At 55.7% G+C, this 14,574-nt stretch carries 11 protein-coding genes; 6 read left to right on the top strand and 5 right to left on the bottom strand.

What is annotated here, in order from left to right:
- The first annotated feature begins 38 nt into the window (after nt 1–38).
- From AC1DHT_RS02495 to AC1DHT_RS02475, 5 genes are all read left to right on the top strand, one after another.
- Nucleotides 39–998 (top strand): cytochrome-c peroxidase, encoded by a 960-nt coding sequence (locus tag AC1DHT_RS02495; RefSeq protein ID WP_427541136.1) that lies wholly within the window; start codon nt 39–41, stop codon nt 996–998.
- A complete protein-coding gene (locus tag AC1DHT_RS02490) occupies nt 995–2,806 on the top strand; it encodes a DAHL domain-containing protein (RefSeq protein ID WP_427541139.1) in 1,812 nt (603 codons plus the stop codon). Before AC1DHT_RS02495 ends, AC1DHT_RS02490 begins: the two co-directional genes overlap by 4 nt.
- On the top strand, nt 2,803–4,209 hold the full coding sequence (locus AC1DHT_RS02485; protein ID WP_427541142.1) for an ATP-binding protein: 1,407 nt from the start codon (nt 2,803–2,805) through the stop codon (nt 4,207–4,209). Before AC1DHT_RS02490 ends, AC1DHT_RS02485 begins: the two co-directional genes overlap by 4 nt.
- A 99-nt stretch (nt 4,210–4,308) precedes the next feature.
- On the top strand, nt 4,309–5,109 hold the full coding sequence (locus tag AC1DHT_RS02480; RefSeq protein ID WP_427541145.1) for a helix-turn-helix transcriptional regulator: 801 nt from the start codon (nt 4,309–4,311) through the stop codon (nt 5,107–5,109).
- A 247-nt stretch (nt 5,110–5,356) separates the two neighbouring features.
- On the top strand, nt 5,357–6,967 hold the full coding sequence (locus tag AC1DHT_RS02475) for an FMN-binding glutamate synthase family protein (RefSeq protein WP_427532959.1): 1,611 nt from the start codon (nt 5,357–5,359) through the stop codon (nt 6,965–6,967).
- Here the strand turns inward: AC1DHT_RS02475 and AC1DHT_RS02470 are convergent.
- The 5 genes from AC1DHT_RS02470 to AC1DHT_RS02450 form a co-directional block, all read right to left on the bottom strand.
- A complete protein-coding gene (locus AC1DHT_RS02470; RefSeq protein WP_427541148.1) occupies nt 6,914–8,611 on the bottom strand; it encodes a glycosyltransferase family 39 protein in 1,698 nt (565 codons plus the stop codon). The genes AC1DHT_RS02475 and AC1DHT_RS02470 overlap by 54 nt on opposite strands.
- A 125-nt stretch (nt 8,612–8,736) precedes the next feature.
- On the bottom strand, nt 8,737–10,212 hold the full coding sequence (locus tag AC1DHT_RS02465) for a glycosyltransferase family 39 protein (protein ID WP_427541151.1): 1,476 nt from the start codon (nt 10,210–10,212) through the stop codon (nt 8,737–8,739).
- Nucleotides 10,213–10,289: 77 nt separating this feature from the next.
- Nucleotides 10,290–11,795 (bottom strand): glucosyltransferase domain-containing protein, encoded by a 1,506-nt coding sequence (locus tag AC1DHT_RS02460; RefSeq protein WP_427541154.1) that lies wholly within the window; start codon nt 11,793–11,795, stop codon nt 10,290–10,292.
- The gene (locus AC1DHT_RS02455) at nt 11,792–12,730 is read right to left on the bottom strand and encodes a glycosyltransferase family 2 protein (protein ID WP_427541157.1); all 939 of its coding nucleotides are present in this window, start codon (nt 12,728–12,730) and stop codon (nt 11,792–11,794) included. The genes AC1DHT_RS02460 and AC1DHT_RS02455 overlap by 4 nt, the downstream gene beginning before the upstream one ends.
- Nucleotides 12,727–13,107: a GtrA family protein gene (locus AC1DHT_RS02450; RefSeq protein ID WP_427541160.1), complete on the bottom strand. Its 381-nt coding sequence runs from the start codon at nt 13,105–13,107 to the stop codon at nt 12,727–12,729. Before AC1DHT_RS02450 ends, AC1DHT_RS02455 begins: the two co-directional genes overlap by 4 nt.
- Before the next feature lie 294 nt (nt 13,108–13,401).
- On the opposite strand from AC1DHT_RS02450, the gene AC1DHT_RS02445 reads away from it, so the two are divergent.
- Entirely contained in the window at nt 13,402–14,526 is a 1,125-nt protein-coding gene (locus tag AC1DHT_RS02445) for an OpgC family protein (protein WP_427541163.1), read from the top strand.
- The last annotated feature ends 48 nt before the right edge of the window (nt 14,527–14,574 follow it).

Raw genomic sequence — 14,574 nt, 5'->3', positions numbered from 1 at the left:
ACGCCCCGACAGGCAGGCACCCGGCAAAGGAATCTCAGATGTCGCCCTATGGATTCACGCTGCTCACCACACTGATGCTCGGACTCGGCCTGACGGCGAGTGCCGAGCCTTTGGACGAACCCCTCAAACCGCTGCCATCGGTACCTGCGCAAGACCCTCAGCGCGTCGAACTGGGTCGTCAGCTGTTCAACGAAACGCGGTTGTCGGTCAACAACAGCCTGTCCTGTGCCAGTTGTCATCACCTGGAAAAGGGCGGTGCCGATAACAAGCAATTTTCCATCGGTTTCGACGGCCAGCCGCTGACCGTCAATACCCCCAGCGTGCTGAATGCCAGCCTGAACTTCAGGCAGTTCTGGAACGGTCGCGTCGCTACCCTGGAAGACCAGGTTCACGCAGTGGTGGAAAGTTCCACTGAAATGGGCAGCAACTGGGAACACGTGGTGCACATGCTGTCCACTGACCCGACCTATCGCTCGGCGTTTGGCAACGCTTACCCCAATGGGGTGACTGCGGCCAATGTGCAAAATGCCCTGGCCACCTACGAACGCACATTACTCAGCCCCAATTCGCGTTTCGACCAGTACCTGAAGGGCAACACCGATATTCTCAGCCTTGACGAAAAATACGGTTACCAACGCTTCAAGGACTACGGCTGCATCGCCTGTCATCAAGGGGTAAACATCGGCGGCAACATGTTCCAGAAGTTCGGGGTGATGGGCGATTACTTCCAGGCGCGGGGCAATCCGACCGAATCGGACCTGGGTCGTTACCTGGAGACCAAGGACGAGGAAGACCGCAACGTGTTCAAGGTCCCCAGCCTGCGCAACGTCGCGGTGACCGCGCCGTACTTCCATGACGGCACGGCGAAAACCCTCGAAGACGCCGTTGATGTGATGTTCAAGTTCCAGTTGGGGCGAGTCCCTTCCGAAGAAGACAAGGCCCTGATCATCAAATTCCTCAAGACCCTGACCGGCGAGTGGGGAGGCAAACCATTATGAAAGTGTCCCGTCGACTCAGTTTGCTGTTGCTCACCGGCATGACCGTCTTGCTGGCCTCGATCCTGCTGTTCCTGTATCTGAAGTCCAGTTCGGATCAAACCTCGACCTATACCGAATCGCGGGATCTGATCCGCCAGATCAAACAACTGGACGCGCAATGGGAAACCGAGATCCTCAAGGCCCGGATCGCCCTAGTCCACAACTACGATCCACTGGTTTCGCCGCTGACCGAAATGAGCCGTCTGTGGGAACGATTCGACTCGATAGAGTCCAGACACGGTCGCAACGACTCGACACAGTGGCAAACCAGCCATGACGCTTACCTGAACGCGATCAAGGAAAAGACCCGGCTGGTCGAACAATTCAAGTCACACAACGCGGTGCTGCGCAATTCACTGGCGTTCCTGCCCACTGCCGAAGACGACATTCAGAACCAGTTCGCACGCCTTGGGGACGAAAACAAACTGCAAATGCAGAACACCGCCACCGATACCTACGACCTGCTACTCAGCGGCCTGGAGTTTTCCCAGGTCACGTCCGACGACAAAGCCGCCGACATCCTGCTCGGCTTGAACAAACTGGCGGTGAACAAAGACCGCCTGCCTGCCGAGTTCCACACACCGGTGGAGCTTCTCAGCAACCACATCGCGCTGATCCTGCGTGAACAACCCCTGGTCAACAACCTGCTGGAACGGATCGAGGCAGTCCCCGTGTCCGAGCGCCTGGACAACATCACCAGCCTGCTGGACAACGATCAACAAAAGGCCGATGCAGTCGATCAACGCTACCACTTCTACATGGCGGTTTTTTCGGCGCTGCTGGTGCTGTTGCTACTGTTTCTGGCCAATGGGTTGCTACGCAGTTTTGCGGAAATCAACCGCGTCAACAAGGACCTGCAAGCGGCCAATGAAAGCCTGGAACATCGGGTTGAGGAGCGCACCCGCGAACTCAAGGACACCCAAAGCGAACTGCTGGATACCGCACGCCAGGCCGGGATGGCCGAGATCGCCACCAACGTGCTGCACAACGTCGGCAATGTGCTCAACAGCGTGAATATCTCCGCCGACCTGGTCACCCGCAAACTGCGCAACAGCAAGGCGCTGGGGCTGGGCAAGGCGATGCAGCTGATCAATGAGCATCAGGGTGATCTCGGCCACTTCATCACCGAAGACGAAAAAGGCAAATTGCTGCCCGGCTACCTGAATCAACTGGTGGACGCCATTGCCCTTGAGCAGCAAGGCATTAGCGACGAACTGGCGCAATTGAGCAAAAGCGTTGACCACATCAAGGACATCGTTGCCACCCAGCAGTCCTACGCCGGGGCCAACAGCCTGATGGAGCCGCTGCAAGTCAGCGAACTGCTTGAGGACGCGCTGCGCATGAATTCGGGCGCCCTGACCCGCCACCACGTCACCGTGGTCAAGGACTACGCCGAAGTGCCCACGGTCATGGGCGATAAACACCGGATGTTGCTGATCCTGATCAACCTGATCAGCAACGCCAAATACGCCATGTCGGACCTTAGCGACCGCCCCCGGGAAATGACCCTGGGGGTCAAGGTCGTCGACGACGCCACGCTGCAGGTCAGCGTCAAGGACGAAGGCGAAGGCATCTCGGCCGAAAACATGACCCGGATCTTTGCCCACGGTTTCACCACGCGCAAGGAAGGTCACGGTTTTGGTCTGCACAGTTGCGCCCTCGCCGCCATCGAGATGAATGGCCACCTGACAGCCCACAGCGACGGTCCGGGAAAAGGTGCACTGTTCACCTTGAAAATCCCCTTGAAAATCGCCGAAGGTGAAACATGAGCGAGTCATCGAATCGACGTATCCTGCTGATCGACGATACACCGTCGATCCATGACGACTTTCGCAAGATCCTGACACCTGAGCTGCCACAACACGGCGAACTGGACGAGATGGAGTCCGCGCTGTTCGGCACGCAAATCAAAGCGACGAGCCAAGGCTTCGAGCTGGATTCAGCCTATGCTGGCCAGGAAGGCTTGGGCAAACTGGTCCAGGCCCAACACGACAATCGCCCCTACGCGTTGGCGTTCGTCGACATGCGCATGCCACAGGGCTGGGACGGCGCCGAAACCATCGAGCATTTATGGCAAGCCGATCCGCGTTTGCAGGTGGTGGTCTGTACGGCGTATTCCGACTACTCCTGGGATGACCTGCTCAATCGCCTGCAGGCCCACGACCGACTGCTGATCCTGAAAAAACCCTTCGACAACATCGAAGTCCAGCAGATGGCCAATACCTTGACCAGCAAATGGGACATGACCGAACGCGCCAGCGTACAACTGGATCAGTTGGGGCACCTGGTAGAACGTCGGACCCGGCAGTTCCAGCAAGCGAGCGTCGAACTGCAACAGGAGATCGACGAGCGCAAGCAGCTCGAAAGCCAGTTGATACAGTCGGAAAAACTCGCGTCCCTGGGGCAACTGGCGGCGGGTGTCGCCCATGAAATCAACAACCCCATCGGCTTTATTTCTTCGAACCTCGGCGCCCTGGACGGTTACTTCAAGCAGTTGCAGAGCATGCTCGACGCCTATCAGGGGGCCGAAGAAGCCATTGGCTCCGTTGAGCTTCTCGAACGGCTCCAAACGTTGCGTAAAGAAGTGGAACTGGACTTCCTGCGTGAAGACATTCCGCTGCTGATCAAGGAGTCCAAGGACGGTATCAACCGGGTCGGGCAAATCGTCAGGGACCTGAAGGACTTCTCACGCGTAGACACCAGCCAGGAGTGGCAATCGGTCAATCTGCAAACGGGTATTGATTCGACGCTGAACATTGTCGCCAACGAACTCAAGTACAAGGCCGACGTGATCAAGCACTACCAGACGCTTCCCGAGATCGAGTGCCTGCCCTCGCAGATCAATCAGGTGATCATGAACCTGATCGTCAACGCCGCCCAGGCCATGGGCCCCGAACGCGGGACCATTACCCTGAGTAACGGGGTTGCCGGGGAAAAAGTCTGGATCGAAGTGGCGGACACCGGCTCAGGCATCGCGCCCGAATGCCTGCAGAAAATCTTTGATCCCTTCTTCACCACCAAACCAGTGGGCCAGGGGACCGGATTAGGCCTGTCATTGTCCTACGGTATTGTGAAAAAGCATCATGGCGACATTACCGTGCGCAGCGAAGTCGGGGTAGGCACCACCTTTCGCATCGAACTGCCGATCCGCCAGTCAAACCTCGTGACCTGAAAGATCGTCCGGCCGCGTTCGGACGATCTTTCGATGATTGCCCGACCAGTCCCTGTGCGCCAGTATGCACGGCAGCAATCGGCCGATAGGGATCGACGAATGAAACTCTCGCTGGAAGACATCGCCTGGCACCGCTCGGTCGGGCAGTTGATTGACGCCTTGGACAAACCCAATTTCTGGACGCAACTGCTGCGCCTGCTGGACCAGTACGTGACCTTCGACAGCTGGGTGGCGCTGCTTTTCAATGACGATCAACTCCCGCAGGTATTCGCCGAAAGCCCGAGCGAGGGCGGCAGCCCGGACCCGCTGTTTCAGGACTACCTCATGGGGTTGTTCCTGCTGGACCCCTTCTACATCGCCTGCCGCGAACAATCGCGCACCGGCCTCTATCGCCTGTCCGAAGTAGCGCCGGAGCATTTCGAACTGACCGAGTATTACCAGCGCTACTTTCGTCTGAATGTGGTGGCCGACGAAATCCAGTTCAATTGCCAACTTGAGGGCGACCGTACGCTGTGCCTTTCGCTGGGTAGCAAACAGCGTTTCAGCAGCGAACAAATAGCCCTGCTGTCACTGATCCAGCCCTGGGTATCGAGCCTGCTGCGTCAGCGCCTGCCGTTTGAGATCAATGAAACACCGACGCCTGCGCAACCGGCCCAACACAGCGACTGGCGTATCCGCCTCGAAGCCTCGGTGAAACAGCTCAAGGGCGCACAACTGACAGCCCGAGAGCTGGATGTCGGTCGCTGGATGCTCAGCGGTTGCTCCAGCAAGGAAATCGCTCGTAAGCTGGAAATCTCTGCCGAAACCGTGAAAGTCCATAAGAAACACATTTACAGCAAGCTGGGGATCAAATCCCAGTCCGAACTGTTCTCTATATTTCTCCAGGCACAAAACACGTAGTCGCTGGCTCGCCTGCGATTGACATAGGTGCCGAGCCACACCCGTAGCAACTGTCGAGCCTGCGAGGCGGCGTCCGGCCGCGCAGCGGTCGTTAAGTCCGGCAACGCGCCCTTTCAGGCAAACCGCGTATGCAGGATTTGCGAGGACTTCGCCCGAACGCGGTCCGCCTCTAACGCAGCCTCGCAGGCTCGGCAGCTGCTACGAAGTAGATCCAATAACTGATTGAGTCCGAACCCAAGGAAACCGTATGAGCCTGTCACTCCTGAGCCGCTACGCCTTCTTTGCCGTCTGTGTGATTTTCACCCTCGCCAGCCTGCCGTTTCTTGAATACGACTGGCTCTGGCCAATCTCCATCGTCACTGGCCTGCTGAGCCTGCTGGGTATTTTCGACCTGCTGCAAAGCCCCCACGCGGTACGCCGCAACTACCCGATCCTGGGCAATATCCGTTATCTGGTCGAAGGCATTCGCCCGGAAATCCGCCAATACCTGCTCGAATCCGACAGCGACGCCCTGCCCTTCTCCCGTGCCCAGCGTTCGTTGGTCTATTCGCGGGCCAAGAACGAAAGCGCCGACAAACCCTTCGGCACGCTGATCGACGTGTACCAGTCGGGTTTCGAGTTCATCGGCCATTCGATGCGCCCGGCGCCCGTGAGTGACCCGAGCAGTTTCCGGGTGGACGTTGGTGGCCCGCAATGTACAAAACCGTACTCGGCCTCAGTCTTCAACATCTCGGCCATGAGCTTCGGCTCGCTGAGCGCCAACGCAATCCGCGCCCTCAACCAGGGCGCCAAACTCGGCAACTTCGCCCATGACACCGGCGAAGGCAGCATCAGCCCCTACCACCGCGAACACGGTGGCGACCTGACCTGGGAACTGGGCAGCGGCTACTTTGGCTGCCGCACCGCCGACGGACGCTTCGACCCGGAACGCTTTGCCGCCCAGGCTCAAGACCCGCAGGTACGGATGATCGAAATCAAAATGAGCCAGGGCGCCAAACCCGGCCACGGCGGCATTCTGCCCAAGCATAAAGTGACCCAGGAAATTGCCGACACGCGTGGCGTTCCGATGGGCCAGGACTGCGTGTCGCCATCGCGCCACAGCGCGTTCTCCACACCGATCGAAATGATGCACTTCATCAAGCAACTGCGTGAGCTGTCGGGCGGCAAACCGGTGGGCTTCAAGTTCTGCCTCGGCCACCCATGGGAGTTCATGGGCATTGCCAAGGCCATGCTGGAAACCGGCATCCTGCCGGACTTCATCGTGGTCGACGGCAAGGAAGGCGGTACTGGCGCTGCGCCGGTGGAGTTCACCGACCACATCGGCGTGCCGATGCGTGAAGGCCTGCTGTTCGTGCACAACACCCTGGTGGGCCTGAACCTGCGGGACAAGATCAAACTCGGCGCCAGCGGCAAAATCGTCAGCGCCTTCGACATCGCCAGCGTATTGGCAATTGGTGCCGACTGGGCCAACTCGGCCCGTGGCTTCATGTTCGCCATCGGCTGCATCCAGTCGCAAAGCTGCCACACCAACAAGTGCCCGACCGGCGTCGCCACTCAAGACACCCTGCGCCAACGCGCATTGGTGGTGCCAGACAAGGCACAGCGCGTGTTCAACTTCCATCGCAGCACCCTCAAGGCCCTGGCCGAGATGCTCGCCGCGGCCGGCCTCGAACACCCGTCGCAGCTGTCGGCCAAACACCTGGTACGGCGCATGTCAGCGACCGAGATCAAACTGTTTTCCCAATTGCACGTGTTCCTCAAACCCGGCGAGTTGCTGACCGGCGAAGTGAACGGCGAGTTCTATTCACGGATGTGGCAGATGGCTCGGGCTGACAGTTTTGAGGCCAATGTCGTGTAAGGCATACTCGCGATTATCTGGTGGCTGGGTAGCACAGCCGCCGCCGGTGGTGGTGGCGGTGGTGATTTGTTCTGCCCAGGCGCGGGTCACATAGAGTCGAAGCTCCATGTCTCCCAAGCCTTGCGCGAACACACACTGCCAATTGCCTGGAAAGTGGTTTTCTTCATCCGCCAGGCGAGTCGATGTCACCCACCACACTCGCTTGATGTCGGGCGATATGCTGACAAGGTTGTCGAGAAAGACCTTATCCCGATCCTGATAAATCAACGTCGACGCGCCATACCCGTTGGGTCGGTGAGCCGTGCTGTTATCCCAGGGCGCCTGATACAGCCTTGGTTGAATGTCGGAGCGATTGTAGTAAGCAACGCTGTAATACCAGTACGCGCCATCCACAATGATGTTATCGCCTGCGATCGCGTTTTCATTGATACGCGACACAATATCGTCAAGCGGATACTGGGACGCGTTGCGTGGATCATCCAGATCATCTTGTTGTTGATAGATTGTATTCAACCCCATGAGTTGAACGCCGACCAACAACAAGGCCGATACCCACGCCAGGGCACGCGTGCGATGTGCTATCCGGCTGATTGCCAACGCCGCTGTCATCGGCAAGCCCAGCGCCGCAAAGGCCATGTACCGTTCAACAAAAATGGGAAAACCGAATGACACCACAAAAACAATCAACACCGGCAACAGCACGTAGATAACCAGCAACAGCTCAAGTTTCAACCGGCTTCTTTCCTTGAACCCGACCCACACCACCGATGCCATTACCAGCGCCGGAAGCAGTACATAAATCGGGCTGGCAAACTCCAGTCCACTCTTCACCGTTAAAAACTTCCAGACCGCTGAAGGCAACGTATAGATCGTCAATTCAGGGATCCAGAAAATATCCCCTCCGGTCTCCAGCTTCTCCGTATTTAAAAACAGCTCATTGCCCAGGCTGATCAACCAGGGAATATAAAGAACAACAATGGCCACATTCGTGCCCCACCACATTGGCCGCGAAAGGTAATGAAGGGTTTTATCTCGCTGAAGACGCAAGACAACGAGGTATAACCAGTGAGACAACAAACATAAAACAGCCAGGTAATGGGTGTATAACGCGGCCGTCATGAGCACGAGATAGCTCATCAGGTATCGGTTGCGAGCGCTTTTAAGCCAATAGACCAAGGCGATGGTTGCGCCCAGCAGCCATACCCCCTCCAGCGTATACATCCGGGCTTCCTGGCTGTAGCGAACGGATATCGGTAACAGGGCCAGGAACAACCCGGCCAACAAGGCCACCCTCGGTGTGCTGATCAATCGCATCAGCCACATGCCCAACGCGACTGTCGCACCCCCCGCCAGCGCACTCAGGGCCCGAATCGCAAACACACCCTCACCAAAAACCGCCATCCAGGCATGCAGCACCAGAAAATACAGCGGCGGATGAACGTCATGCCCCAGGTGAAACCAGATACGCCCCGGCGACTGAACCCCCACCAACGCCGAGAACGCTTCATCGGTCCAGAAATAAGGAAGGCTGATGCAGTAAAACCGAACAATGATCGCGAGCATCATGACCAGCACCCACCCACCGCTTTCTACCGATGAGTGCAGGGATAGAAACCCCGTATCGTCACGACGCTGAAAGTTCATATTTTCTCCCCGACAATGTAAACCTGATAGAAACAGGTGCCTGCCCGCCGACAACTCACCCTCATTGTGAATCCGTATTTACGCTAAACGCTCTCGATAAAACACTCTGCTGTCATTGATAAAGGCTAGCTAACGGGGCTGCTCGGATTGGTTTTTTTTTGTTTTTTCTCGGAATCCCGGGGGCTTACTGAAAATAATCGGACGTCACCATCCCCCTGGGTAAAGGTATCGAGCAGCCGCCAGTTTTCAGGGATAACGACCGGCTGCGCCCCGTCACCACGGCCGTCCAGCACCCACACCCGACCTGAGCCCGGTGTCAGGCGTTCAAGGTTATCGAGATAGACCTTATCTGCGTTTTGTTGAGTCAGTGTCGAGGTTAGATAGCCATCGGGATGTCCGGAAGTACCGTCCTTTTTGGGAGGCGTATAAAGCATCGGTGTCACGCCAGTCTTGTTGTAATACGCAAAGGGATAGTAAAGAAACCTGTTGGCTACCACGATACCGTCATCAGGACGAGCAGAGGCATTGATGTAGTCTGCCAACGCATCGACCTTGTTGACTTCGCCATACACAACATGCCCCCGTTGATGAACGTTATATAACCCGACACTTTCCACCGACACTATCAATAGCAACAGAACAAAAAATAACGCTTTTGCGCGCCCCCACAGTGCATCCAGTGCCATTGCCAGAATCATCGGAAAGCCCAGCGCAGCAAACACAAAATAACGGTAAATAAACAGTGGCCGAACCAGTGAGACCCCTGCAATCAATACCAACGGAAACCAGGTATACATGACGAGCAGCGTGCTGAGTTTTTTCTCACTCGTGTCCCGCATGACAATGACTGCCGACACCAGCAACATCAATAACGGCACACTGTAGAATAGCCAGATTGACTCTTTTGGCCCATCGCTATAACTCACAAACTGCCAGAACGCTGAAACCACCGTAGGAACATCCAGCGGCGCTATCCAGTTAAAGCCGGAAAACCTTAACTGGTTCATCAGGCTCGGCACCCAGGGCATGAACAGTAAAACGACCGTTCCATTGGCCAGCCACCATGCAGGCGCTAACAACTTGCTCTGACACCTCAATACCAAAAGCCAGGCCCAGTGTGATGCCATGCACACAGCGGCAAAATAGTGAGTATAAAGTCCTGCCAGCATCAGCAACGCATAGACGGCAAGCGGCCAATGACTGCCTGTACCTTTTACCCAGTAGACAAAAGCAATTGTTGCGCTAACCATTAACAGCGCAAGCAACGCATACATGCGAACTTCCTGACTGTAGCGTACCGCTATGGGTAGTAACGCCAACATGGTTCCGGCCAGCATCGCCGCCCGTCGCGTACTGACCAGACGAACCAGCCAGATGCCCAGCCCGACGCTTGCGACGTCCGCCAGCGCGCTCAGGCTTCGGGCAGCAAAAACGCCATTTCCGAACACATTCATCCATTCATGCAACACCAGATAATACAGCGGCGGGTGCACATCCCGGGCCGTATGGAACAGGATTTGGGAGGGTGAATATGAACTCAACAGCAAGGTAAAGCCTTCATCGGCCCAGACAGCGGGTTTGCTCAAGGCGTAAAAACGCACCCCTGCCGCCACGAGAATAATCAGCAGTATCCAGCACGTGTTCTGGAGAGTGCGGGTACTCGAATGGTTAACCCGGCTTACCACTTATCCTCTCCAGAAGAGGGCACTTCCTTCATAACGATAAAACCATAATCGCCAATCACGTACATAGAATAAAATTTGCTGTCCACCACGGGCGTGTACCGTTGATACCCTACCAGCGTCGCATTTTTCCGTTCATTTTCGATAACGACATTGGTAATTCCCTCCCTGAGCAGATTTTCAGACAGCATGTAAAAATCAATATTGAGTATGTATTTCAGCACCGGGATGCGCTCAAAACTTCCCTTGGCGCTTAGCAACCAACTGTTTGAATAGCTGATTGACATGTATATCCGCTTCGCTTCGCGCAAGCCTTGATGAGAGGCAATATCATAGGCCATATTGAATTCAGCATTCAGCCCAAACTCCTTCTGCAGATTCAGTACCCGCCCATACGCATACGACATCGAAAGCATACTGAGCAACGGCACAAGCAATACAACACCGAGCCTGGCATCAACCGTTACTATCCACTGATGAGCCAGATAAAACAAAAATACCAGCAATACGCCAAAGCCCATTAGGGTTCTGGCGCCCTCATTGAAAAACCTGAACAACAGGGCCGAACCTGACACCAGAAAAACCAGGAATAAAACCATAAGCACATACAAAAAAAACAGAAGCATCTTATTTAATGACGTCTCTTTCCCCTGGATGATATTTCGCCCAACCAGCCCTCCCCCAACGACCGCACACACCACCACCAGCCACGCCAACCAACGATTCCCTCCCTGAAACAGCAATCCGATTTTCCCAACCAATACGCCTGCATTGTTCAGGATCAGCAACAGCCCGCTCGCATTGAACGGAATCATCTCCAGGCGCTCATGGGTCATGAATGGATAAGCCAGCAAGAAATAAATGATCAAGCCTGCAACCAACTGCAGCGTTTTCACCCCTGCCATTGATAATAAACAGGCAAGGGACTGCTTATTATCAAGCCCCCTCACGAACTCGATGCAGCACAGCCCCAAAAACACATTGATACTCAGTTGATACAAGCTGAGCCCCACCGCAATCAATGCGCCAGGCACCAGTACCTGAACGACGCCAGCTTTATGTTGAAATGCCACCCCATACATCACCGCCACCAGGCTCAACGCCGTGGCTGGCCCGTCATATTGATAAGATAAATTCTGTAGCAAAAACGGGTTGTACCACAGTGGCAGGAGCACCAGACAGCATGAAACAGTCGGTGTTTTGTAGTAATGCATCGTCAGTTTCGTCAAGGCAAATGCCATGGCAAGCGTGGCGATCAGCAAGGGTAAGGGGAACATATCGGGCGCGCCCGAGGTGAAGCTCAAGGTGTTGTAAAACAGTTCGACCAGTAACCGTCCCTGCCCCACCCAGCCAGTACCGGCCGCCAAGGACCGCCAGTTATCATCTATATAGTAATAATCGACCAGTATCAGAGGGAGTACATAAACAAGAGTGGCGAGTAAAAAAAACACGAACACTTCACGACTGGGCAACTCCCTACTCAATACACTTGCCACCTTCATTTCGGCGCTCCTTTGCCGCCTACAATATCTTTCACCACATACCTCGGCCGATGTTTCGACTCAATATAGATTCGCCCCACATACTCACCCAATATGCCAATTCCGATCAGTTGAACACCCCCCAGGAATAAAATCGCGGTCATCAACGAAGGGTATCCCGGAACATTATTGCCGAAGAAAATCTTGTCCAGCACCATGTAAATGGCATAGATAATTGCAAACAGGGAAATCGCGCTACCGACATACGTCCACAACTGCAAGGGCACTGTACTGAAAGACGTAATCCCTTCCAGCGCCAGATTCCAGAGTTTCCAAACATTGAACTTGGTGGTACCCGCCACACGCTCGGCCCGTTCGTATTCGACAACTGCGGTATTGAACCCCGCCCATGAGAGGATGCCCTTCATGAATAACCGATGTTCCGGGAGCGTGCGAATTACATTCACGACCTTGCGGTCCATTAACCGGAAATCACCGACGTTCTCTTCTATCCGGGTATAAGCAATCCGGTTCAACAGGTGATAGAACAGTGCCGCGCTGTGCCGCTTCATATAACTGTCGGCGGTGCGATCGTGGCGCTTGGCAAGTACCACATCAGCCCCGTTCTGCCACTCCCGGATCAACAAGGGGATCACACTGATCGGGTCCTGCAAGTCGACATCCATTGGTATCACCGCATCGCCGGTGGCGTACTCCAACCCGGCAAATAACGCGGGCTCCTTGCCAAAATTGCGCGAAAAATTGATGACCAGCACATGCTCGTCAGCCAACGCGATGGCTTTGGCCTGTGCTGCTGTCTGGTCGGAACTGCCGTCATTGATGAACACAATCTCGACGTCACAATCAGCAATCGACAGTTCCTGACGAACCGCCTGATAAAACAGGTTAATCGCCTGTTCTTCATTGAAGACGGGAACAATCAGCGAGATCTTCACTGCTCACGCCCCCGAAAGATGAAATATTTCGAGTAAAAAAAACCGCAGACCAGGCTGATACTCGAAAAGACCACTAACGTCATCAACCCCGGCAGCCGTAACTGATCCGCCACATACCCCACGCCATAACTCAACACCCCCATGAGCCCGACAAACAACACGTACCGTAGAACACTGGTTCTTTGTTTGAAGGTGTATCGCGCATTGGCATAAAAGGAAAATGAAACGGCCAGACAAAAGCTCACGAAGTTACTGGGTGCCTGACGAAATCCCATGACTGTGTGCAGAACAAAAAACGCCGACCAGTGGATCAACGTATTAAGCAGGCCAACCGACACGAATCTGGGGAAACCGTGAAATGCGGCTCTCATGTCCATTACGTTTGTTTCCAGTCTGAACACCTGCCCAGTTGAAAGCTTGGCACCCTTGGTCCGCTTGTCTATTTTCCAGTCAACAAATAGACCAGTGGCTAAAAATGCTGTTCTAGCGACGCGCTTCAACGTTCAGAGATACGCCCCCAACCCGCTCCGTTCGCCGCTGAGACATCCGGTAATATCCGGCCTTTGCAATTGCCGCCAAATCGCGCCACCCTGCGCGCCGCCGATGTGCGGCGCACAGTCTTTTGCCCCGCGGACCACCCTTTACTCACATCTGTTCAAGAGCCCGTTGTCATGACCCAAGGACGCGACCTTCGTATCGATTTCTTTCGCGGACTGGCACTGATCTTCATTTTCTGGGATCACGTGCCACACAACCCCCTTGCCCATTTCACGGTGCGCAATTTCGGTTTCAGCGATGCGGCGGAAATCTTCGTGTTTCTGGCGGGCTACGCGGCGGTGCTGGCCTACGGCAAGATTGCCCGACGCGATGGTTTGCTGATTGCGACGGTGAAAATCCTGCGCCGCGCCTGGTTGCTGTACGTGGTGCATATCTTTCTGCTGGCAGTGCTGATGGGCATCGTGTTCTTTGCCAACAGCCATGTGGAAACCCGTGACCTGGTGCGGGAAATGGGCCTGCAATACTTCCTCAGCAACCCGCAACAGGCCTTGGTCGATGAGTTGCTGCTGCGCTTCAAACCCAACCTGATGGACCCGTTGCCGTTGTACATTCTGCTGTTGCTCGGGCTGCCGCTGGTGTTGCCGATGTTGCTGCGCAAGGCCGAGTACGTAGTCGGGTTGTCGGTGGTGCTGTACATGCTGGCGCCGTGGTTTCAATGGAACCTGGCGGCCACCGAGGGTGGCGTGTGGTTCTTCAATCCGATGGCCTGGCAGTTGCTGTTTATCCTCGGTGGCGCAGCGGCGATTCACGGTCAACGCCCCGCTTTGCCGGACGCCCGCACCTTGCCACATCAACCACTGTTTGTTGCGGCAGCGACCTATCTGCTGATCACCGGGCTGATCGCAGTGTCGTGGAAATGGCCGACGGTGCATGACGCGCTCATGCCCCGGATGCTGGGCGAATGGCTGTACCCGATCAACAAGACCAACCTGTCACCGGCGCGGCTGCTGCACTTTCTGGCACTGGCTTACGTGATCGCCAAACTCTTGCCCAACAGTGGCTGGACGCAGAACTGGCTGGCGCGGCAAAGCTGCCGCATGGGCCGTTACTCGCTGGAAGTGTTTTGTCTGGGTGTGCTGCTGGCGCCGCTGGCGGACATGCTCAACTCGCTGGCCGGGGATGCGCTGGTCATGCAGGTTTTCAGCGCCCTGCTGGGGGCGGGATTGATGGCCGTACTGGCCGCATGGCTGGATTGGAACAAACGGCTGAACCGACCGGCGCAAGTAGTAGCCGCCTGAAACCAAAAAGCCACGGTCACTCGACCGGGGCTTTCGCTTTTACAGCAT

The sequence above is a fragment of the Pseudomonas sp. 05N432 genome, from assembly GCF_056396945.1.
This window is presented reverse-complemented; position numbering and strand designations above follow the sequence as displayed.